General features: G+C 72.3%; 17 protein-coding genes. 9 read left to right on the forward strand and 8 right to left on the reverse strand.

The features are described from left to right. Positions 1 to 192 precede the first annotated feature (192 nt). The 7 genes from ACF062_RS36980 to ACF062_RS37010 all read left to right on the forward strand — a co-directional run bounded on the left by ACF062_RS36980 (position 193) and on the right by ACF062_RS37010 (position 6998). A complete protein-coding gene (locus ACF062_RS36980) occupies positions 193 to 1197 on the forward strand; it encodes a hypothetical protein (RefSeq protein ID WP_392144280.1) in 1005 nt (334 codons plus the stop codon). Further along, positions 1191 to 1994, forward strand: coding sequence for a class I SAM-dependent methyltransferase (locus tag ACF062_RS36985; protein ID WP_392144282.1), 804 nt, complete (start codon positions 1191 to 1193; stop codon positions 1992 to 1994). Before ACF062_RS36980 ends, ACF062_RS36985 begins: the two co-directional genes overlap by 7 nt. Before the next feature lie 25 nt (positions 1995 to 2019). Continuing rightward, the gene (locus ACF062_RS36990) at positions 2020 to 2661 is read left to right on the forward strand and encodes a hypothetical protein (protein ID WP_356582028.1); all 642 of its coding nucleotides are present in this window, start codon (positions 2020 to 2022) and stop codon (positions 2659 to 2661) included. A 50-nt stretch (positions 2662 to 2711) separates the two neighbouring features. Continuing rightward, positions 2712 to 3905 carry a hypothetical protein gene (locus tag ACF062_RS36995; RefSeq protein ID WP_392144284.1) on the forward strand — a complete coding sequence of 398 codons (1194 nt, stop codon included), beginning with the start codon at positions 2712 to 2714 and terminating at the stop codon, positions 3903 to 3905. After that, positions 3902 to 4954, forward strand: a complete 1053-nt coding sequence (locus tag ACF062_RS37000; RefSeq protein ID WP_392144286.1) for an aminoglycoside phosphotransferase family protein — start codon at positions 3902 to 3904, stop codon at positions 4952 to 4954. The genes ACF062_RS36995 and ACF062_RS37000 overlap by 4 nt, the downstream gene beginning before the upstream one ends. 12 nt (positions 4955 to 4966) lie before the next feature. Continuing rightward, positions 4967 to 6466 (forward strand): class I adenylate-forming enzyme family protein, encoded by a 1500-nt coding sequence (locus ACF062_RS37005; protein WP_392144288.1) that lies wholly within the window; start codon positions 4967 to 4969, stop codon positions 6464 to 6466. A 70-nt stretch (positions 6467 to 6536) separates the two neighbouring features. Continuing rightward, positions 6537 to 6998, forward strand: coding sequence for an NUDIX hydrolase (locus tag ACF062_RS37010; RefSeq protein ID WP_392144290.1), 462 nt, complete (start codon positions 6537 to 6539; stop codon positions 6996 to 6998). A 34-nt stretch (positions 6999 to 7032) separates the two neighbouring features. Here ACF062_RS37010 and ACF062_RS37015 read toward each other — a convergent pair whose 3' ends face one another. From ACF062_RS37015 to ACF062_RS37035, 5 genes are all read right to left on the reverse strand, one after another. Beyond that, complete coding sequence (locus ACF062_RS37015; protein WP_392144292.1) at positions 7033 to 8286, reverse strand: type III PLP-dependent enzyme; 1254 nt, start codon at positions 8284 to 8286, stop codon at positions 7033 to 7035. A gap of 6 nt (positions 8287 to 8292) precedes the next feature. Continuing rightward, positions 8293 to 9582, reverse strand: coding sequence for a cation:proton antiporter (locus ACF062_RS37020; RefSeq protein WP_392144294.1), 1290 nt, complete (start codon positions 9580 to 9582; stop codon positions 8293 to 8295). Positions 9583 to 9603: 21 nt separating this feature from the next. Beyond that, positions 9604 to 11202: a tryptophan halogenase family protein gene (locus ACF062_RS37025; protein WP_392144296.1), complete on the reverse strand. Its 1599-nt coding sequence runs from the start codon at positions 11200 to 11202 to the stop codon at positions 9604 to 9606. A gap of 298 nt (positions 11203 to 11500) precedes the next feature. Then, positions 11501 to 12229: a tryptophan 2,3-dioxygenase family protein gene (locus tag ACF062_RS37030; protein ID WP_392144298.1), complete on the reverse strand. Its 729-nt coding sequence runs from the start codon at positions 12227 to 12229 to the stop codon at positions 11501 to 11503. Beyond that, positions 12226 to 13074, reverse strand: a complete 849-nt coding sequence (locus tag ACF062_RS37035; RefSeq protein WP_392144300.1) for an alpha/beta fold hydrolase — start codon at positions 13072 to 13074, stop codon at positions 12226 to 12228. The genes ACF062_RS37030 and ACF062_RS37035 overlap by 4 nt, the downstream gene beginning before the upstream one ends. A gap of 181 nt (positions 13075 to 13255) precedes the next feature. Here ACF062_RS37035 and ACF062_RS37040 point away from each other — a divergent pair, with 181 nt between their 5' ends. Then, positions 13256 to 14242: a TauD/TfdA family dioxygenase gene (locus ACF062_RS37040; RefSeq protein ID WP_392144302.1), complete on the forward strand. Its 987-nt coding sequence runs from the start codon at positions 13256 to 13258 to the stop codon at positions 14240 to 14242. 206 nt (positions 14243 to 14448) lie between these two features. Here ACF062_RS37040 and ACF062_RS37045 read toward each other — a convergent pair whose 3' ends face one another. Both ACF062_RS37045 and ACF062_RS37050 read right to left on the reverse strand, forming a co-directional pair. Continuing rightward, on the reverse strand, positions 14449 to 15360 hold the full coding sequence (locus ACF062_RS37045; protein ID WP_392144304.1) for a kinase: 912 nt from the start codon (positions 15358 to 15360) through the stop codon (positions 14449 to 14451). 35 nt (positions 15361 to 15395) lie between these two features. After that, on the reverse strand, positions 15396 to 15602 hold the full coding sequence (locus tag ACF062_RS37050; RefSeq protein WP_392144306.1) for a hypothetical protein: 207 nt from the start codon (positions 15600 to 15602) through the stop codon (positions 15396 to 15398). A 312-nt stretch (positions 15603 to 15914) separates the two neighbouring features. Here ACF062_RS37050 and ACF062_RS37055 point away from each other — a divergent pair, with 312 nt between their 5' ends. Further along, positions 15915 to 17555: a sensor histidine kinase gene (locus ACF062_RS37055; RefSeq protein ID WP_392144322.1), complete on the forward strand. Its 1641-nt coding sequence runs from the start codon at positions 15915 to 15917 to the stop codon at positions 17553 to 17555. On the opposite strand, the gene ACF062_RS37060 is transcribed toward ACF062_RS37055, so the two are convergent. Then, a complete protein-coding gene (locus ACF062_RS37060; protein ID WP_392144308.1) occupies positions 17495 to 21568 on the reverse strand; it encodes an amino acid adenylation domain-containing protein in 4074 nt (1357 codons plus the stop codon). The genes ACF062_RS37055 and ACF062_RS37060 overlap by 61 nt on opposite strands. Positions 21569 to 21607: the final 39 nt, after the last annotated feature.

A 21607-nucleotide genomic window follows, 5' to 3' on the forward strand; every position in this document is an offset into this window, starting at 1 on the left:
GCAACGAGATCCAGGGTCATCCAGCTGTGACTAAATGTTGTTGACAGCCCATGCGGCCGATCCTAGGCTGCCCGGAACTGACCATTCCTTTCTTCGCTTTCGTTCGGCGGACGCCGCTCCCGCATAAAGAACACCGCAACTGTCGTGCAGCGCGCCGCATTCGGGATTCGTTTAAAACGGAGGGCAGACCGGGTGAGTTCGGAGGGCAGGATCGTCGCCCGATGCGCCGGTGCCGATGTCGGCACCGGCGGACGAACGGTCGAGGTCGAAGTACCGGTCGGCGTCTGGCCGGTCGTCGAGGAGTACCTGTCCGGGTTCGTCACCACCGGGCCCGCCGGCCCCGAGGACGGGCGCTGGCGCGTCGCCCTGGCCGTCCGACCGGAGGGCACGCGCGCCGCGACGGCGGCGCACTACGGCGACTACGACGACACCGGCGTCTGGCGCGAGGTCGACGGCGCGCACCGCTCCGTCCGGCTCACCGCTTCCACGGCGTCGGCCTACGCACCGGTGCACGTGGTGCGGATCGTCCGTACGCTGCTCCGCCTCGACGCGGCCGAGCACGACCCGTCGGCCCTCTTCCTCCACGCCGGAATGGTCGCGTGGCGGGGTCTCGGCATCGCGCTGGTCGGCAACAAGCGCAGTGGGAAGACGTCCACGGTGATCGCCGCCACCGCGGCCGGTGCGCACTTCGTCGGCAACGACGACCTGTCCTTGCACGAGGGACCCGGCGGACCGATCGGCGTCGGCTGGCCGCGTTCCGTGTCGATCCGCCTCGACACGGTCGAGCCGCTCGGGATCGCGCTCCCTGCCCGGCCGGTCCACCCGGCCAACGCGCACCGCAGCGAAGCGCGGTTGCTGATGCCCCATGAGATCGGCGGGATGTTCGACGGCCGGGTGGCGCCGAAGGCACCGCTCCGCGCCGTGGTCTTCCCCTCGTTCGCGGCGGACGGCAGCGCCGCGCTGACCCGCGTCGCCCCGGACGAAGCGGCCGAGCGGCTCTTCGCCAACCTCCTGGCGCCGCCCGTGAAGGACGACGAGCTCACGTCCTGGTTCAAGCTGCCGGACGCGGCGGAACTGGGTGCGCGGGCGCGCCGGATCGCCGCCTCCGTCCCCGCCTTCGAACTGCGCCAGCGCCTGGACCACCTGGGACGCCGTCCGGAACTCGCCCGCGTCCTCGACGAGGCGGTGGCGTGGTGAGGCTGCGCGGGGGCGACGACAGCGCGCTGCGCCACGTGGACAACGTCTATTACGAGGGCCCGCACTACGACCAGCGCTACGCGACGTACACGCACGACATCGGCTTCTGGCGCGAGGCGGCCCGGTCCAACGGCGGACCCGTACTCGAACTGGCCGCGGGCACCGGCCGGTTGAGCCTGCCCATCGCCGAAGACGGCATCGACGTCGTCGGCGTGGACGTCGCCCCGAGCATGATCGACCAGGCCGTGCGCAAGCGCGGGCCGTCCAGGGCCACCCCGACGTTCCTCGTCGGTGACATGCGCCGCTTCGAGCTCGGCCGGCGTTTCGGCCTGGTGATGATCGCGTGCAGCAGCGTCTGCCACCTGCTGTCCGACGAGGACGCGCTGAGCTGCTTCACCTCCGCCGCGCGGCACCTGCGGCCCGACGGGACCTTCGCCATCGACGTGGCGGCCCCCCGGCACGAGACCGCACGCGCCGACGCCAGATGGAAGAGCCGTTTCTCCTACGACCACCCGGCGACCGGCCACCTGGTGACGGTACGCGGGCGTCGGACGTACAGCCCCGCGTCCCGGCTGCTGACGGACGAGATGGAGTACACGTTCACCGAGGACGGCAGGACCGAGCACGCCACCCGCGTGAGCCGGATGTACTCCGCCGACGACCTCGCCGAGCTTCTGGGCCGGGCAGGTCTGAGGGTGGAACGCACCTTCGGAGACTTCGACGGCGGCCCCCTCACGGCCGACTCCACGACTCAAATCCTCATGTGTTCGCTCGGCGGCCCGGGCCGCACGCCCTGAGCCGCCACCACCAGGAGGGCAAGACATGCTGTCCGAACTCGCTCGCTACCGCGTCGACTGGACCGACCTGGGCAAAGTCCACCTGCAGAACTCCGAGTTCCTCACCGCCCTCTCGGCGGACAAGGAGGCCATGCGGGAGCTGGTCGACGGGGTGCGCGCGGAACCGCGCCTGTGGGACATGTGCGAGCACAACCGGCTGTTCGACAAGCTCGTGCTGCACGACGCCCCGGACCGCAACTTCCGGATCCGACTGCACGTGTGGTCGAACATGGAGGTCGCCGCGCCCCACGACCACCGCTGGTCGTTCACGACGCGGCTGCTGACCGGGTCCTACGACCACGTGCTCTACCACGTCGTGGAGGACGCCGACGCGTCGGTCGCCCCGGCGTTCGAGCAACGGTTCCAGTCCACGGAACGGGCCGGCGACTCGTACACCATCCACCACGAGACGGTCCACGCGACGACCACGAAGGCGAACACCATCTCGCTGCTGGTGCGCGGACCGGCGGAGAAGGACGTCTCGCGCCGGATGGACCCGAACACCGGGAAGCTGTGGTTCGGTCTCGGCCGCAAGGACCAGACGGACGCCGACGTCGCCCGGCGCCGCATGACGGTCGAGCACTTCGACGCCATCCGCGCCCAGCTCGTCGACGCCGGAATCATCTGAGCCCCGCCCCCGAGCCCGACCGAACGCCTACGAAGGAAGTCGGCCACCCCATGGGTCTGTACGCGTCGCTGATAGCCAGGTCGGAGCGGATCGGCACCCTCCCGCCGCTCACCGTCGACTGGTACCGCACGAGGCTGCGGGTGTGGACCTGCGACCCCGCCGCGCACCGGCACATCGCGAGCCAGCACCAGCTCGTCGCCCCGACCCACCGGGTGCCGGGGCCCCACCCGGTGGCCGAACTCCACGCCGTGGCCGACCCGGAGCTGATCGCCGGACTGCGCCTCGGCGCCCCGACGGGCCGCCGTCAGGCGTTCACCGGCGAGTGGTACGCGCAGCACGCGGGCCACGGCGGCGAGACGGTGCTCGTCTCCGAGGACACCGACAAACACCCGCACGTCCTGGTCACACCGGACTTCCGGTCCTGGGCGGTGGTGGCCCGCGAGTCCGGCAGCGTCGGACTGCTGGCCGGCCGCACCGTCCGGGAGCTGGTCAGGGAGGCGGTCGTCGCCGACGGCGCCCTGATGTTCCACGGAGCCGCGGCCCAGCGTCCGGACGGGCGAGGGGTCTTCCTGGCCGGCGCATCGTCAGCGGGCAAGACCTCGTCGGCGGTGTGGCTCGGCCGGCGGGGCGGCCGACTGGTGGGCACCGACCGGACCTTCCTCGCCCCCACCGGCACCGGATGGCTCGCCGTCGGACTGCCGGTCTCGACGCGGCTCGGCGCCGGGTCGGTGGAGGCGCTCGGCATCCTCGACGCGGTGCGCGACCGCGTGCCGGTACGAGCCATCAACCCCTTCAGGACAGGCGGGAGCGCCGCTCCGGCGCCGCGGTCGGAACCGGGAATGCCCATGGACAAGGTCTGGCTGAGCAACGGCGAGATGAGGGAGATCGTCGGCTCGCCGTTCACCGCGGCCACGCGCCTCGACACCGTCGTCGTCCTGGAGCGGGCGGCGTGTGCCGAGCCCCGCGTCGAGCGCCTGGACGCCGCGGACGCCGCTGCCGCGCTGCGCCCGCACCTGTTGGCCCCGGACCCCGACTACCGTTCGCGGTGGCTGGCGCGCGACGCGGCGCCCGAGACGCCGGAGCGTGCGCTGTCCGGCCTGGCCGAGCTGCTCGGCCGGCACACCGTGGTGCGGCTCAGCTGGGACCCGGCACGGCACTGCGACGCCCGGCTGCCCCAGCTCATGGACGAGGCCGACGCCCTCGCGCGGGACTCCGCCGTCGTGGAAGGGATGGCCCGCCCGTGAGCGCCGACTGGCAGGCGGACGTCGCGGGCGAGGCGCGCCACGTTCTCGAGGCGTCGTACGGCATCAGGCCGCGGTCGGTCGAGCGGCTGACCCGCGACAGCCCCAACCAGCTCTGGCGGTGCACCACGGCCGACGGGACGTACACACTGAAACGGCTGGGCCGGCCGGGGCAGGACCGCTGGCTGGCCTTCCAGGACGCGGCCATCGCGCGCGCCGCGCGGTACGGCGTGCCGGCCGAACCCCTGATCCGGGCGGCGGACGGCTCCCCCACCGCGGCGGCGGACGGCGCCCTGTGGCAGTTGCGCCGCTACGTACCCGGCCGGCACTTCAGGGACGGCGACCCGGCGGACCTGCGCGCGGCTGCCGAGACGGTCGCCGCCGTCCACGCGGTACCGGTGGACGGTCTGCCGGAGGCCGGTGCCAACCCGATCCAGGACATGGAGTTCTGGCTCGGCGCCGATGAGTCGGCCGTCGACGAGCTGGGAGAGCTGGTGTCCGCGGTCGCGTCCCCCGCGCTGTGGGACGAGGTGAACGACGCCTGGCGCACCGCCTACCGGCGGGCGCGGGCCACCCTGGACCTGCCCGCGTACCAGTCGCTGCCCGTGACGCTCACGCACGGCGAGATCGCCGGCTCCAACCTCGTCTTCGACGACGAGGACCGGCTGATCTCGCTGCTCGACTGGGACGGTGTGGACGTACGGCCCCGGGTCTACGACCTCGCCCGGGCGGTGCTCTTCCTCGCCAGGACCGGCCGGGGGAGTTTCCGTGTCCACCGGGATCTCGCCGTCGACCTGGTGCTGCGCGCCACGGCGGCGAACCCGCCGGGACCCGACGAACTGCGGGCGATCGTGCCCGTTCTCGAACTGTACTGCGTCCCCACGGCCCGTTACGTGCGGCAGATGGCGAAGACCGGCCCCGCCACACTCACGTGGTACCTGCGGTGGACGGCGGAAGGGGCCCGCACGGTGCGGGACAACGTCCTGCCGGCCGTGACCCGGCTCGCCGAGCACCTCGAACGCACGGGCGCGGTCCGGGCTGACCGCTCCTAGTCTGGAGGACCCATGACCGTCGACGTCCCGGCCCTCGCCTCCGCCGAGTTGGTCCACGACCTGCTCCTGCACGCCGCCGACGTCCACCGGGACCGCCCCTCGGTCCGGGACCGCGACGGCGCCTGGTCGTACGCGGAACTCCACGAGAACGCCCACCGCGCGGCCGGCTGGCTCGACGGTCTCGGGCTGCGGCGCGGGATGCGGCTGCTCTGTCTGCTCCCCGGCGGCCGTGATTTCGCGGCGCTGCTCTTCGGCGCGATGTCCCGGGGCGTCATCCTCGTTCCGGTGGCCGAGCACGCGTCCGCGTACCAGCTGCGCCACCTGCTGGCGGACGCGGCCCCGGCCGCGGTCGTGACCACCGCGGACCGGGTTGCGGAGCTCACCGACGTCACGTCGGTGCCGGTGCTCGCCCCGGCGTACGCCGATGTGCCGCCCGCGGCGGCGACCGGGCCGGCGGCGACGCCCGACGATCCGGCCCTGCTGGTGTACACGTCGGGGACGACCGCCCGGCCCAAGGGGATCGTGTGCCCGCACGGGGCGGTCGTCTGGGCCGCACGTGCCGTCGCCGAGCGCGTCGGGTACCTGCCGACCGACGTCGTGTACTGCCGGGTGCCGGTCTCCTTCGACTACGGCCTGTACCAACTGTTCCTGGCCGTGCTGGCCGGGGCCGAGGTGGTCTACCCGCACGGCGCGGCGTCCGCGCGCGAACTGGTCGCGATCCGCGGCGCGGGGGCCACCGTGGTGCCCGTCGTGCCCACGCTCGCCCTCCTCCTGGCGCGGCTCGGCGAGCGCGACCCGCGCCCGACATCGGTGCGGTTGCTGACCAACACCGGCGCCGCCCTCATCGGCCGGGACGCCGAGCGGGTCCGGGCCGCTTTCCCGGACGCCGCCCTGATCTGCATGTACGGCATGAGCGAGTGCAAGCGGATCTCGATCGCCGCGCCGGACGAGGACCTGGCGTTCCCCGGCACGGTCGGCCGACCGCTGCGGGGGACGCGGCTCTTCGTCGTCGGCCGGGACGGCGAGCCGGTCGCGTGCGGCGACGTCGGTGAGATCGTCGTCGCCGGGCCGCACGTGATGGCCGGGTACTGGGGGCCCTCGGCAGCCGCGGAGCAGCGCGAGCGCTTCGTCGCCGCGCCGGACGGCGTGGGCAGGGCCCTGCGCACGGGCGACTTCGGGTGGGTCGACGAGGGCGGCAGGCTCTACTTCCACGGCCGGCGCGACGACCTCTTCAAGCGGCGCGGCTGGCGGGTGAGCTGCCAGGAGGTGGAGAGCGCCGCCCTGGACGTCGAGGGGGTCGAGCAGGCGGCGTGCGTCCCGCCGGGCCCGGACGGAACGTTCACCGTCTGGACGACCGGGGCCGCGGCGCCGGACGAGGTGCTGCTCGGCATCGGCGCACGCCTCGGCGCGGCCAAGACACCCGATCGCTGTGTCCCGGTGGAGCGGATGCCGCTCACGGCGAACGGGAAGATCGACAAAGCGGCACTGGAGGCCGGGGCCGTCGGCGGCTGACGCGAGCCTTCGAGCTGTTCGTAACTCCGTTCAGTGGGAACGGACTTGGCGGCAAGGATAGGGTGCGGGGATGAGTTTTCGGTTGGCGGCCTACGCCGTGTGCATCAAGGACGGGCGGGTCCTGCTCGCCCATCACGTGTCGGGCAACTGGACGCTGCCCGGCGGCAGGGTCGAGCACGCGGAGGACCCGTTCGACGCGGTGATCCGCGAGGTCGCCGAGGAGACGGGCTGCGACGCCGTGGTCGAGCGGCTGCTGGGCGTCGACTCGCGGGTGATCCCCGCGTCCGAGCGCAACAGCCCCGGTGACGGCCCGCACCAGAACATCGGCATCTTCTACCAGGTGCGCCTCACCGGTGGCCGGCTCAGGCCCGAGCCGAACGGCGACACCTCGGAGTCGCGCTGGACTCCGGTCCCCGACGTCACGGGGCTGCGGCGGTCCTCGCTCGTCGACGTGGGGCTGGCCCTCGCGCGGGAGCTTCCCGCGACCGGCCACGTCCCCGCCGTCCCGGTCGGCGACCTGATCCAGCACTGAGAGCGCGCCGCACGCGGGGCCGGCCGGTCCGGGATCACCAGCCGCCCGGGCCGGTCGCGGTGTCTGCGGCGTACGCCGCCCGGTGGTCCCGTACGTCGACCACGGCTCCGTCGGCCCCGAGGACCACCTCGGTGGCGACGGGATGGCTGAGGAACCCCGTCAGGCTCGCCGACAGGCCGTACGCGCCCGTGTTGTCGATGCGCAGGACGTCGCCGACGCGGGGCAGGGGCATCTTGGCGGCACGGGCGAGGACGTCGAGCGGCGTGCACAGCGGGCCCACCAGTGTCACCTCGGCCAGGCCGCCCGCCGCGGCACCGCCGTCCGGGTCGGCCGTGGGCCGGACCGCGGGGGTCAGGAGCCGTCCGATGCCGGACATGCCGCCGAGCACGTTGACCCCGGCGTCGAGGACCGCGTAGGTGGTGCCCCGGCTCTGCTTGACGTCAAGCACCGTGGTCAGCAACGAGCCGCAGTCGGCGGCGAGATGGCGGCCCGACTCGAAGGCGATCCCTGGCCTCCCCTCGCGCCAGCCCGGCACCGCCTTGTCGAGCAGCTCCTCCAGGACCGCGCGCAGCCCGCTGTACGCGGGCCGCTCGCCCGGTGCGGCGAACGGCGCGGCGAAGCCACCGCCGAGGTCGATCAGCGCAGGGGTGCTCCCCGCGGCCTCGAACGTGCTCAGCGCCGTCCGCAGGACCGCCCGGAACTCCTCGACCAGAGCCCGTTCGTCGACGATGTTCGTGGCGGAGAACAAATGCGCACCGGCGGCGTGCGCACCGGGCGCGGATTCGAACATGCCGGCCGCGAGGGCGGTGTCGGGGTCGGTGCCGAACTGCGAGGAGCGCCCCGTCATGCGCAGGCCGGTGCCGACCGCCCCGGCCTGGGCGTTGAGGCGGACGAGGTAGTCGAAGGGGACTCCGGCCCCGGTGCCCAGCTCCGTGACGCGGCGCAGGTCGGTCGGCGATTCCACGGAGAACAGGCGCACCCCGGCCCGCAGTGCGGCGGACACCTCGGCGGCGGTCTTGCCCGGGCCGGTGTAGAGGCAGTGTTCCGCCGGATGGCGGACGTGCTGCGCGACGGCCAGTTCGCCGGGCGAGCTGATCTCCAGGTGCAGGCCCAGTCCGCTCAGCTCGCGCACGAGGGCCGGATGGGGGTTGGCCTTGAGCGAGTAGTAGAGACGGGCGCCGGTCGGCAGTGCGCCGAGCAGGTCCAGCGCAGCGCGCCGGACCCGGTCCAGCCGGTAGACGTACAGCGGTGTGCCGAAGCGTTCCGCGAGTCGGCTCAGCGAGTTCACTGGTGTTCAGCCTCCGGTGCCGCTCCGCTCGGGGGCGAGGTCGGACGGGTGGTCGGGAGAGGGGGCGTTCGCGTGCGCGGGGCCGGTCGCGGTCCCCTCCTTGAGCAGGCGCCGCAGGATCGGCCCCGTGGACATCGTGGTCAGCACCGCCATAGTCACCAGGAGCGTGTAGCTGACGTCGTCGAGCAGTCCCAGTTCCCGGCCCGCGGTGAGCACGATGAGTTCGGTGAGTCCGCGTGTGTTCATCAAGGCTCCCAGCGCCGCGGAGTCCCGCGGCTTCAGCCCCAGCAGCCGCCCCGCGGCCATCACGGCCAGGAACTTGCTGCCGACGGCCGCGACCAGCAGGATCACGAGGTCGAGCAGGTGGGACGCGTCCAGTCGTGACAGGTCCACCTGCCAACCCGCGACGACGAAGAACACCGGCATCAGGACCCGGCTGTCGAGGGAGCCGAGGCCACGGCGGAGTTCGGCGTCGGCCTCCGTCCCGTGTTCCTTTCCCCGCCCGCTCAGGGCGTGCGTCCGCACGACGCCGAAGACGAAGGCGCCGACGATGAAGTGGAGCCCCATCCACTCGGTGGCAGCCGCTGAGGCCAGAACGCCGACACAGGTGAGGGACAGGTCGAGCGAGGTGTGTCCGGAGCGTGTGAGCCTGCGGAGCACGGGACACACCACGGCCACCATCACGAGCAGGTACGGGACGAACCACAGCAGGCGCCAGGGGGTGTCGACGCCGCACAGCACCATGACGACGCCCAGCATGGACCAGGCGAGCACGTCGCAGAGCGCGGCGCTGGCCACGGCCAGTTGGCCGAGCGGGGCACGCGAGAGACCCCGGTCCTCGATGATCCGGGCCAGGACGGGAAACGCGGTCACCGACAGCGCGACCCCCATGAACAGCACGTGGGCGACGCCTCGCGTCGAGGAGCCACCCGGATGCCACCAGAGGCCGAGCCCCGCGCCCGCCATGAACGGGAACACCATCGCGGCGGTCGCGATGCCCGCCGATGCCCGCCGCATCGAGCGCCCGGCGGCCCATTCGGACTCCGTGCCGAGCTTGAACATGAAGAGGGCGAGCCCGAGGTCGGCGAAGGCCCCGAGCTCGCTGCGCACCTCCAACGGGAAGACATGCTGGGACAGTTGCCCGCTCAGCACGGTCGGCCCGAGCAGGATTCCGACGACGATCTCGCCGATGACGGCCGGCTGACCGCAGCGTCTGGCGACGGCCCCGGCCAGGTGGGCCAGGGCGACGATCAGGGCGAGGTCGACGAAGAGGACGGTGAGCTGGCTGCTGGGCACGGCGCTTCCCCGCCGGCTCGCCTAGCTCTGCACCTGCGCCCGCATGGCCGCGAAGTACTCGTTCTGCGTGGGGAGTTCCTCGACCAGGCGGCGGGCCTTGTCGCGGATCGCCTGGAACTCCAGGAGGGCCGCCTTCTCGTCGGCGATGTCCAGGGCGGGTGAGGGCCGCACCGGGATGCCGCCGGTGCCGAGCAGGATGCAGTTGTACGAGTACGGGGGGAGCCCGTGGTAGTAGGGGAAGACGGTCTCGGAGTCCGGCAGTTTGGACTGCCACCGTGCCATCCGCTCGGCCAGGGCCTCGGGGACCTCACGGGTCTTGGTGTCCCGCCAGTACTGGTTGTCCGCGCGCTTGGCGCCCCGGTAGTGCAGGACGAGGAACTCGCGGACGCCGTCCATCACGTGGGCCACCGAGTTGTTGTAGAGCGTGCGCAGGGAGGGGTCCCAGTCGCCGCCGGGGAAGAACTTCACCAGCTGCTCGATGGCGTGGTGGATGAAGAAGATGCCGGTCGACTCCAGCGGCTCGACGAAGCCGGAGGACAGCCCGATGGCGACGCAGTTGTTCACCCATGACCGCCGGGTGCGGCCGATGCGCATCCGGATGTGGTTGGCGGGGACGTCGGCGGCCTCGGGGCCGACGAATTCGCGCAGCGTGCGCTCGGCCTCCTCGGGGTCCAGATAGTCGCGGGCGTAGACGTATCCGGTGCCCACCCGGCTGATCAGCGGGATGGTCCAGATCCAGCCGGCGTCCTGCGCGGTGGCGGTGGTGCACGGGCGCAGGGGCTCGCGGTCCATGTCCAGGGGAACCTGCAGTGCCACCGCGCTGTCGTTGGGAAGCGAGTCCTGGTAGGACTCGAAGGGCTCACCCAGCGCCTTGTTGATCAGCAGCCCCTTGAAGCCGGTGCAGTCCACGAACAGGTCGCCCCCGACGGCGCCGTGCTCCTCGGTGCGCAGGCGCTCGATCCAGCCGCGGTGGTCGCGCTCGACGTCGAGGACGTCGTCGACGACGTGTCGTACGCCGCGCTCGGTGGCGTAGTCGCGCAGGAACTCGGCGAGCAGGCTGGCCTCGAAGTGGTACGCGTAGGGGAACTGGGCACCTTGGAACTCGGCGATGGTGGAGCGGGCCAGCGGCTTGTCGCCGCGCTCCACGAAGTCCTGGTCGATCAGCGTGCCGTCGAGGTAGCGGGGGCTGCGGTTGGCGTCGCACAGGGAGGCCATCACGAAGCAGTCCGTGTCGAACCGCGTGGTGGTGGGATGGCGCAGCCACCAGTCGGTCAGCGGGAAGCCGTCCACGGAGCGCAGCTGTTCGAACGGGTGGTAGAAGTGGTGGCCCGGCTCCCGCCAGTTCTCGAACCGGACCGCGAGCTTGTACGTGGCGTTGCAGGCCGGCATCCAGTCCTTCTCCTCCAGTTGGAGGAACTCGAAGAAGTGCCGGATGTCGCTGAATGTCGCCTCGCCGACGCCGATCGTGCCCACCCGTCCGGATTCGACGAGCGTGATGTCGACGCGGTCGCCGAAGGCGGCGACGAGGTAGGACGCGGTCATCCAGCCCGCAGTGCCGCCGCCGACGATGACGACCTTGCCGATGCGCCCTGTGGTTTCGCCCTGCCCCTGCTGTGCCATCGAGAATGCACTCCCCGGGATGAGATCGCGCCGCGGAATTCCGCGGCCTTCAGAAGTGATGCGGTGCGCGGGTTCGCTGAAGGAGCCTTTTTGAGGAGGTCCAATGGTCCTGTGGAGGAGACCGGAGACATCGGAGAATGCGTGCTCGGAATCGGACCTCCGGTCACGCTAGCCGGGCGGCCACCGAGGCGGAAAGCATTTCAGTCACGGCTGACGGACGGGCCTTCCGCCGTTTCCATTCGGCCCCGGGGATGGGCCCTGGGGACGGCCCCTGGGGCGGGCGCCCGCGCGTGCCGCGCTAGGCCTCGCCCGCCACGTCCGGCCCGACCGATCCGCCCGATCCGCCCGGCCAGACGTCGGGCACGAGGCGCCGGCGCGCGGCGCGCCACAGGTACGCGGCGCCGTCGGACCCGGCGGTCCCGGTGCCGCCCCCGAGGAACCGTTCGGCGAGCACCGCGTGGCGCGCCCGCCAGACGGCGAAGGCTTCGTCGAAGTCGAGCAGCGCGCCGCGTACGCGCTCGACGGACTCCCGCTCCGCTTGGTCGGCGGCGAAGTCGCGGTACGCCTCCTGGACGGAGCGCTCGTCCAGGCGTGCCCGCAGCCGCTTTCGGTCGGCGTCGGTGAAGCCCGCGGTGTTGAGGAAGCGGGAGTCGCGCAGGCCGCAGAGGTACTCGATCTCGCGGTACTGGGCGGACTGGAAGCCGCTGGCGTCCCCGAGTGCGTCCCGGATGGCGTGGAACGCCTCGGGAGGGAGCGTCGCCAGGCCATCGAACTGGTGCACAAGGGTGGCGACCAGCACCGGCAGCGGCGCGGCGCGGCGCACCGCCAGCGCACCGTCACGGGCGTCCAGCGCGGCCCGTACCGCCTCCAGGTGCCGCAGCACGACGGCGAAGTAGATCTCGCAGGACTGGTGCGTGGCCAGGAACAGGACGTGGTCGACGTCGTCGTCGTGCACGCGCGCGGCCTGCAACAACTCGTCCAGTCGGAGCACCTGTCCGTAGGGCAGGGACGCGCTCGGGCCGCTCATCGGCGGTTCTCCTTCTTCAGGGACCGGTCGGTCCTCGCCGGTGCGGATGCCCACAGGAATTCTAGCAGCGCGCGGTTGACCGCGTCGGGCCGCTCCAGGTAGCCGAGGTGTCCGCAGCCCTCGATGACCTCGAAGCCCGCGCCGGGCACGGCGGCGGCGACCTCCCGGCCCGCGGCGGGCGGCGCCATGACGTCGTCGGCGAAGGCGATGACGTGGCAGGGGGCGTCGATGCGCCGGTAGGCGTCGAGGCGGTCCGGCATCGGGTAGAGGCGCCGCTGGTCGCGCGCGGCGCGGCCGGGGGGCGGGGCCAGCTCGAACACCTCCAGCCAGTCCGTGAGCGCCTGTTCGTCGGCGAAGCCGCGCGGTGACAGCTCGGTCAGTGCCTTGACCACGGCGCGGTAGCGCGGCGGCAGTTCGATGCCCCGGTCGTCCAGTTCCTGTTCGGCGAGGCTGAGCGCGGTGTGCAGCGGGTCGCTGCGGCCCCTGGTGGCCATCAGGACGAGGGCGTCGACCAGGTCGGGGCGGGCGAGCGCGAGTTCGGCGGCGAGGCGTGCGCCCAACGAGGTGCCCACGACGGTGCACGGTCCGAGGTCCAGCCGGGTGACGAGCCCGGCGATGTCGGCGACCAGGTCGTCCACAGTGAGGCCGGGGGCACCCGGACCGTCGGGACCGAACCCGCGGTAGTCGAAGGTGACCACCCGGTGGCCTGCGGCGACCAGGGCGGGGACCTGGTGCAGGTGCCAGGCGCTGCCGGTGGCGCCGGCTCCCATGGCCAGCAGTACGGGAGGACCGTGACCGAGGTCCTGGTATGCGAGCCGTACGCCGTTGACGGCTATCACGGGCATGGCACTCCTCGCTTCCGATGGACTGCCTGAACAGTTTCCGGAATCCCGGCCGATGGGCAAGAACCATTACCCCAGACTGAAAGACTTCCGCTTCGTCCGATCGCTGTTACGTTGCGCTGCGGGGGTCGCGGCAGCGCTCCCCCGTCATTTTCCGACCCCGCGGAACCGAAAGGGCGAATGAATGCCGTACAGCGATGTCGACCGATTCGCCGGCGAGTCGATACCCGTTTCCGAGGATGCGGTGCCGGTCGTGGACGCGGAGGCGGCGGCCGGGGACGGCCCCGGTTGGCTCCGTGCGCACGCCGACGCGCTGCGGTCCGTCGCGGTCGAGCGGGGCGCGGTCCTGGTGCGGGGGCTGGGACTGCGCGAGCCGGCCGACGCGGCCGGGGCGAGCCGGGCCCTCACCTCGGAGCTGATGACGGAGTTGGAGGGCTTCGCCCCGCGCACGGCGCTGCCGGGCGGGGTGTACTCGTCCTCCCAGTGGCCTCCGGACCAACCCATGTGCATGCACCACGAGTTGTCGAGCGCGGCCCGCTACCCGAGGTGGCTCGTCCTGTCCTGCCTGGAGCAGGGCAGCAGCGGCGGAGCGGTGTCCGTCGCCGACGCGCGGGCGGTCCTCGCCGACCTGCCCGCCGGCGTCGTCGCGCCGTTCGAGCGGGACGGCTGGCAACTCGTACGCAACTACAGCCCGTTGCTCGGGGTGGCGCTCGCCGACGCGTTCGGCACGGACGACCGGGCGGCCGTGAGCGCGTACTGCGCCGCACACGGCATCACCCACGAGTGGACGGACGCGGGCGGGCTGCGCACCCGCCAGACCCTGCCCGCGGTGGTCGAGCACCCGCAGACCGGTGAGCGCTGCTGGTTCAACCAGATCGCCTTCCTCAACGAGTGGACCATGGACCCGGCGGTACGCGAGCTGCTGCTCTCCGAGTTCGGTGCCGACGGCCTGCCCTTCACCACGTTCCGGGGCGATGGTGCCGCCCTGGACCGGGCCACCGTCGACACCATCAACGAGGTGTACGACCGGCACACGGTGCCGGTGCCGTGGCGGGAGGGCGATCTGCTCCTGATCGACAACATCGCCGCCGCGCACAGCCGCGCGCCCTACCGCGGGGAACGGCGGGTCGTCGTGGCGCTGGGCGATCCGCTGGCGCGCGTCGGGCCCTAGGGCCTGTCTGACAATTCCCGCCTGCCTCGCGACGCCATGCACGCACTCTCGCCGCACCGGGCGCAGAGCCAAGTACATCCAGTACGAGGCCCTACGCCCGGCACGCCGAGAGCACGCACCTGACGCCGCGAGGCCGCCCTCCGGGCGACGACGCGAATTGTCAGACAGGCCCTAGGCCGATCAGGCTCTCCGCCCCCACACCGACCTCACTCCGTCGTGGACACCCTCCTGCGCCCGTTCCTGCCCGTCAGGGGTCCTGCCGAAAATCCCAGCGTCACGTAGGTGGCCACGTTTCCGGCGAGGGCGAAGCAGCCCCGTGACGCGTGCACGACCTTGCGGGCCCACTGCGGGTCCGAGCGGTCGACCAGGATGCCCAGGGACGTGCCGCTGTGCGCGACGACGACACCGAGACCGCCGGTCTCCTCGCACAGTTCGATCATCCGGTCGAGCGTCCGCTTGGGCCGCAGCGCCTGGTTGAGCACCGCGCTGCGGGTCGCGACGGCTCCGGCCTCGGCGAGGTCGTCGACGCGTACCGCCTCGGTCAGGCGCGCGAGCAGCCGCGCGTACTCCCCGCGGTCCGCGTCGGAGAACGGTTTGGGGAGCCGGTTGAAGGCGACGGTGTCGACGGTGCCGCCTTCGTCGATCCCGACCACGGACATGGGGTGCAGCGCCCCGAGCGCGCGGCGCAGCTCCACCCGGCGGTGGTCGAAGGCGACGATGCCGTCGTAGAGGACGCCGTCGGTGGGCTCGATGCGGCGCAGGTACGACTCGATCCTCGCCGGCGGCATGGCGATGCCCAGTGCGTTGCCCACGGCCCGTGCCGTGGCCACCAGGTCGGCCGACGAGCTGGCGAACCCCTTGCCCTCCGGCAGGGTGCTCTCCAGGACTAGCACTCCGCCGACGGGCACCGGATGGTCGTCGAGGATCATCGACAGCAGGCGCCGCGCCTTGTGCTTGTGGTCCGGCACGACCCGCAGCCGGCGCGCCGCGGGGTCGCTGCGGAAGGTCGCCACGCTCCAGCGCGCGATGGGCAGCGTCACCAGGAAGTCCTCACCGCCGGGCAGGACGCCTTGGAGCAGTTCGCCGAAGGTGCCGAAGGCGGTGCTGACCCCCGTCATGCCGCGGTAGGGAGGCCCGCCCCGGCCGCGTTCGGTCAGCAAGGCGTCCTCGCCCAGGTGATGTCCGCGAGCGCCTGGTCCGGCTCGGCGGCGCCGCGGCCCATCCGCGTCTCGCGGGCCTCCCGTGTGCGGTCGGCGCGGCGCGCCATGCGGGCGCGGTCCCCGGGCGGTTCCTGGCCCGCCATCGCCCCGGCCCCCAGCGGGCGGGCAACGTGTCCGCCCTCGTCGAGCCGGTACTCCACAGCAACGTCCTCGTGGTGTCGCGCGGCGTTCAACGCGGACCGCCGGTGGTCAACTGCGCGCCCGGCGAGCCGATTTCGTCGGCGGCCAGGAGGTCGAGCCGGTGGTACTCGCCGAATTGCCGAACGGTGCCACCACTGGCCCCCAGTCACATCGATCGGAATGCCCGAATGGGACGACGCGCTTGTGGATCAACGGTGCCAGTGACGCCTCAGCGGTGTCAACGAGCTGTACTTGAGGCGGAAAGTGCCTGCGCACAGCTGGTTCCACGGGGTTGAGGACCACGTGTGGGCATTGGGTAGCCTCGGCGGGTGATGTGGCGTACCGACAAGGGCGGATGGAGTGCGGGCCGCCGGGTCCCGGCTCGTTTGGTGGCGGCGGGGCCGGTACTGCGCGACGTGGCGCTGTGGCTGTTGCTCTCCGGGGTCGGGCTCGTGTGGTTCCTGGAGAACGACACGGCCTCCTCCGCGCTCCTGGACGTGGTGGTGCCCGCGCTGGTCCTCGCGGTGGCGGTGCCCGGCAGCCGCAAGCGCCCCGGTGCGGCGCTGCTGGCCGTCAACGGTCTGTGCGCGCTGGGCCTAATGCAGGGGACCAGTCCGGCGAACCCGTACCTCCTGGCGCTCGCGGTGTCGAGTTACCTCCTGGGCGCGGGCTCCGCCACGACCAGGACGTCGCTGCTGGCGTTCGGCGGTTCCATGGCCGTCGACCTGGCGCTCTGTGCCGCGTTGCGGGTCCCCCTCGTCTGGTGGTTCTACGTGGTGACGATGGTGCCGGCGGCGCTGTTGCTGCCCTGGCTCGTGGGCCGGTACCGCCAGGCACGCGCGGCCCTGGTGAGGGACGGCTGGCAGCGGGCGATGAGCCTGGAGCAGCGCCAGCGCGCGGTGGCGGAGGAGGCCCGGCTGCGGGAGCGCACCCGGATCGCGGCCGACATGCACGACTCACTGGGGCACGAACTGAGCCTGATAGCGCTGCGCGCGGGCGCCCTTGAGCTGGAGCCCGACCTGTCGGACCGGCACCGGGCCGATCTGACTGAACTGCGGACGGCCGTCTCCGACGCGATGGACAACCTGCGGGACACCATCGGCGTCCTGCGCGAGAGCACCGATCCGGTGTCGACGGCTCCGACGGCGGAGTCGGTGGAGGACCTCGTGCACCGGGCCGCCACGTCCGGTGTCGAGGTGTCCTTGGTGCGCGAGGGCGCGGCGCCCTCGCTGGCACCGCTGGTGGACCGCGCCGTGTACCGGGTGGTCCAGGAGTCCTTGACCAATGCCACCAAGCACGCGCCGGGCAGCAGGGTGGAGGTCCGGATCCGGCATGAGGCCGGAGTGACCGAGGTGCGCGTGGTCAACTCGGCGCCGCCCGGTGCGGCTTCGGCCGGACGCGGTCGCCGGCCGACGCCGGGCAACCGCGGTCTGACGGGTATGCGGGAGCGGGTGGCGGTGATCGGCGGAACGCTCCGGGCGGGCCCGCGCGGGGACGGCTTCGAGGTGAGGGCCACGGTGCCCGACCGGGTGAGCGCGGACCGGTCGCACGCAGCCGGGGGCCTGGCGCGGGCGACGGGTTCCGCATCGACGCGGCAACTGGCGGTGGCGCAGCGGCGGGCCCGGCTGCGCTTCGCAGCCGCGTTCGTGGTGCCCGCGGGAGTGGCGCTGACCGCGCTCCCGGCGGCGGTCGTGTTCGCGTACCAGCTGAGCACGTGCGTCCTGCGGCCCGGGGTCTACGAATCGCTGCGCGTCGGGCAGGAGCGCGCCGAGATCCAGCAGCGGCTTCCCGACCGGCACTTCCCCTATCCGACCGACGACATGCGGGCGGCCCCGAGACCTTCCGGCGCCACCTGCGCGTTCTACCGGTCCAACGGAAACCTCCTGGAGGAGGTGGACGTGTACCGCCTCTGCTACGCGGGCTCCCGGCTCGTCGCCAAGGACGTGCTGCCGGGCCGTTCGGACGGCTCCTGAGCGCCGTTCGCCGAGAGCCGTGCGGCCAGTGAGCGACCGATGGTGGCGATGTGGGCGGGCACGGTGAGCAGTTGCTCGTGCTCGGCGTCCACCGGGTGGTCCTCGATCACGCCGTCCACGAAGGGCCGCCAGGCCGTGGCGTCCACCCGGCCGCGCAGCTCGGGGGGCAGGTGCACGGCCGAGAACATCAGCAGGTCCCCGCGGTAGTGCCCGGGCCGGTGGGTCGCGAGGAGCCTGCTGTGGTGTATCCACGCGTCCTTCATGGCCAGCAGCGTGCGGTCGCCGACGGCGGCGAGCGGATGCTGCCGGGCGTGCAGGAACTCCAGGTAGCGTGCGACGAGTCCGCTCCGGTCGCCCGCCAACTCCGCCTCCTCGAAGGGGAAGCCGGCTGCGGTGAGATTGTCGACCAGCAGCTTGTCCTCCAGTTGCCGCAGGGCGCCTTCCAGCACGTCCTGCTCAAAGACCCCGGATGCCCCGGAGACGTCCGTGCCGTCGGAGACGTTGGGGTAGGAGTCCACGAGGCCGAGCAGCTCCACCTCCTCTCCCTCGTGCTGGAGCCGTACCGCGATCTCGTGGGCGACGACCCCACCGAAAGACCAGCCGAGCAGCCGGTACGGGCCTTCCGGCTGGATCTCGCGGATCTGCTGGAGGTAGTCCGCGGCCATCTCGCCGACGTCGGCCGGCGCCTCCCCCGGCCGGCTCAGCGCGCGGGCCTGGAGCCCGTAGACCGGGATGTCGCTGTCCAGGTGGGTCAGCAGGCCGGAGTAGCACCAGGCGACGCCGCCTCCCGGGTGCACGCAGAACAGCGGTCGTCCCTCGCCCTTGGTCCGCAGCGGCAGCAGCGGGGCGAAGGAGTCGCGGGTGCCGCGGCTCTCCACCGCCCGGGCGAGGTCTGCCGGTGTGGGCGCCTCGAACAGGTCGCGGACGCCCAGCTCGGCCTCCAGCTGCTCGTTGACCCGCACGGTGACCTTGGTCGCGAGGAAGGAGTGCCCGCCGAGGCGGAAGAAGTCGTCGTCGGGCGTGACACGGTCGATGCCGAGTACCTCCGCGAAGATCGCGCAGATGCGCTTCTCCGCCTCGGTGGCCGCCGCACGGGCCGTCGGCCTGGCGATGTCCATGCCCAGCAGCGCCCGGCGGTCGAGTTTGCCGTTGCGGGTCAGCGGAAGCGCGTCCACGACGACGAAGTCGGCGGGCACGAGGTGATCGGGCACGGTACGCAGCATCCTGGCCCGCAGCTCGCGCGGGTCGGGAGCGCCACCGGGGGCGGGGGTCACGAAGGCGATCAGCGAGGTGGCGTCGCGGGCGAGGACGGCGGCGGCGTTCACCTCGGGGTCGCTCCGCAGCACTGCGGCCACCTCGCCGGGCTCGACCCGGAAGCCCCGGATCTTGACCTGGTCGTCGACCCTGCCCAGGTGGTGCAGCCGTCCGTCGGCGGAGCGGCGGACCCGGTCGCCCGTACGGTACATCCGCTCCCCCGGCGCACCCGAAGGGCAGGCGACGAAGCGCTCCGCGGTGAGCCGGGGGCGCCCCCGGTATCCGCGGGCGACGGCCGCCCCCGACACGTACAGCTCCCCCGGTACGCCCGGGGGGACGGGCCGCAGCCGGTGGTCGAGCACATGGACGCGCACGTTGGGCAGCGGACTGCCGATGGCGGGGGCGGCCGGCCAGTGCGCGGGGTCGACGGGCAGGGGCTCGGCCGTCACCACGTGGGTCTCGGTGGGCCCGTAGTGGTTGTGCAGCCTCGGCCGGTGGGTGGCCGCCGACCAGTGGCGTCCGATGGCGCCGTCCGTGAGCAGGGCCTCACCGGCCTGCGCGACGTGCCGCAGCGCCGTCAGCTCCACTCCCGCCTCCAGGGCACTCGCGCACACCGCCTCGATGACGAGAGTGGGGGCGAGCAGTTCGTGGACGCCGGTTTCCTTCAGCCAGGCCACCATGCGGTCGGGGTCGCGGCGGACGTCCTCCGGGCAGATCGCGAGGGTCTTGCCGCAGAGCAGGGCCGACAGTATCTCCTGCACGCTGACGTCGAAGCCGGTGTCGGTGAACTGCGCGGTGACCGACCCGTCGGGGGCGGGGAGCGCCTCCTGGTGCCAGTGCAGCAGATTCTGCACGGCGCGGACGGTCATCTCGACGGCCTTGGGCTCCCCCGTGGAGCCCGAGGTGTACATGACGTACGCCAGGTGTTCCGGCAGCAGGGGGCCGCCGCGTTCCTCGTCCGTCACGGAAGCCGGCGGCGCTGCCGCGAGCGTGGTGTCGTCGAGCAGGAGCGTGCTGTGGTGCCGCGGCAGCCGCGCGGCGATGTCCCGAGTGGTGAGCAGCACCGTCGGTCGGGCATCGCGCAGGACGAACTCCTGCCGCGTGGCCGGCAGTTCCGGGTCCAGGGGAACATATGCGGCCCCCGCCTTGAGCGTGCCGATGACCCCTCGGACGAAGTCGGCGCCACGGGGCAGCGCCAGGACCACGACGGCGTCCGGGCCCGCACCGTGGGCGAGCAGGGCCCTGGCCAACGCGTTCGTCTGCGCGTCCAGCTCGGCGTAGGTGAGGGTGCCGTGCTCGTGCAGGATCGCGGGGTGCTCGGCGCGGCGTCGCGCCTGGGCGCCGAACAGCTCCGGCAATGGGGTGGAGGGCACGTCGCGCGCGGTGTCGTTCCAGGCCCGCATCGCCTCCAGTTCGTCGGGGAGCGTGATGCGCGTGGCCCCCGCGGTCAGTTTCGGGTCGCCTGTCACCTGTTCGAGTACGGACACCAGGCGCAGCGTCAGGTGGTGGGCGGTGGACGCGTCGAACTGAGCCGTGTCGTACTCCAGCGCTCCGTTCAGCCCGTCCGGCTCGCCCTGGGCCGTGCGGAGTTCACCGAAGGACAGCAGCAGGTCGAACTTCGCGGTGGCGGTTTCGGCGGCCAACGGCCTGACCGTCAAATCGCCCCCGTCGGCGGCGGCCGCGCCGGTGATGCCTGTGGTGTTGTTGAGGGTGAGCATGACCTGGAAGAGGGGGTGGCGGGACAGGGACCGCTCGGGGTTGAGGATCTCCACCAGCCGCTCGAAGGGCAGATCCTGATGCGCGTACGCCTCCAGATCCGTCTCCCGCACCCGCGCCACCAACTCACGGAACGTCGGATCCCCCGACACATCCGTACGCAGCACCAGACTGTTGATGAACAACCCCACCAAGTCATCCACCGCGTCATCACCACGCCCGGCCACCGGCGTACCGATCGGAATGTCATCACCCGCACCTGAACGCGCGAGCAGCAGACCCAACGCCGCCTGCAACACCATGAACACACTCGCACCGCACTCACGAGCCAGCCTCGTCACACCGGCGTGCACAGCCGCGGGCACGGTGAACTCCACCCGATCACCACGCTGCGAGGGAACCGGTGGACGCGGACGGTCAGCAGGCAGGACGATCTCCGCGGGCAGGTCGGCGAGCTGCTCCCGCCAGTACGCGACCTGCGCCGAGACCAGGCTCTCCGGATCGTCCTCCGAGCCCAGCAACTCCCGCTGCCACACCGCGAAGTCCGCGTACTGCACCGGCAACACCGGCCACCGCGGGGACTGACCCTTCGCCCTCGCCCCATACGCGGCGACGAGGTCGCTGACGAAGGGCCGTAGCGACCACGCGTCGGTCGCGATGTGGTGCACGAGCAGGAGCAGGGCGTGCTCATCGGGACCGAGCTCGAACAGAGTGGCCCGGACCGGAACGTCGACCGTCAGATCGAAGCCGTACCGGGCAGCCTCCTCCAACCGCTCCGAAAGCTCCTCCCGCCCGCACGAGGAAACAGACCACGGAACCGCGACCCCCGCATCCAGCACCCGCTGATACGCCCCCTCAGCATCCTCCGCGAAGACCGTGCGCAGGCTCTCGTGCCGCGCCACCACATCACCCAGCGCCAACCTCAGCGCCTCCCGGTCCAGCCCGCCGCTCAACCGCAACGCCAACGGCACGTTGTACGCCGCCCCAGGCCCCTCCAACTGATGCAGGAACCACAACCGCTGCTGACCGAACGACAACGGCAACCGCCCCGGACGACTCCCCGCCCGCAGCACCGGCACACG

Source organism: Streptomyces sp. NPDC015345 (genome assembly GCF_043078805.1).
In the GTDB taxonomy this organism is placed as follows: Bacteria; Actinomycetota; Actinomycetes; order Streptomycetales; family Streptomycetaceae; genus Streptomyces.

Coding starts and splice junctions, on each gene's coding strand:
- ACF062_RS36990 (WP_356582028.1), top strand. CDS start 2,020: ATGCTGTCCGAACTCGCTCGCTACCGCGTCGACTGGACCGACCTGGGC.
- ACF062_RS36995 (WP_392144284.1), top strand. CDS start 2,712: ATGGGTCTGTACGCGTCGCTGATAGCCAGGTCGGAGCGGATCGGCACC.
- ACF062_RS37005 (WP_392144288.1), top strand. CDS start 4,967: ATGACCGTCGACGTCCCGGCCCTCGCCTCCGCCGAGTTGGTCCACGAC.
- ACF062_RS37010 (WP_392144290.1), top strand. CDS start 6,537: ATGAGTTTTCGGTTGGCGGCCTACGCCGTGTGCATCAAGGACGGGCGG.
- ACF062_RS37025 (WP_392144296.1), bottom strand. CDS start 11,202: ATGGCACAGCAGGGGCAGGGCGAAACCACAGGGCGCATCGGCAAGGTC.
- ACF062_RS37030 (WP_392144298.1), bottom strand. CDS start 12,229: ATGAGCGGCCCGAGCGCGTCCCTGCCCTACGGACAGGTGCTCCGACTG.
- ACF062_RS37035 (WP_392144300.1), bottom strand. CDS start 13,074: ATGCCCGTGATAGCCGTCAACGGCGTACGGCTCGCATACCAGGACCTC.
- ACF062_RS37040 (WP_392144302.1), top strand. CDS start 13,256: ATGCCGTACAGCGATGTCGACCGATTCGCCGGCGAGTCGATACCCGTT.
- ACF062_RS37045 (WP_392144304.1), bottom strand. CDS start 15,360: ATGACGGGGGTCAGCACCGCCTTCGGCACCTTCGGCGAACTGCTCCAA.
- ACF062_RS37055 (WP_392144322.1), top strand. CDS start 15,915: ATGTGGCGTACCGACAAGGGCGGATGGAGTGCGGGCCGCCGGGTCCCG.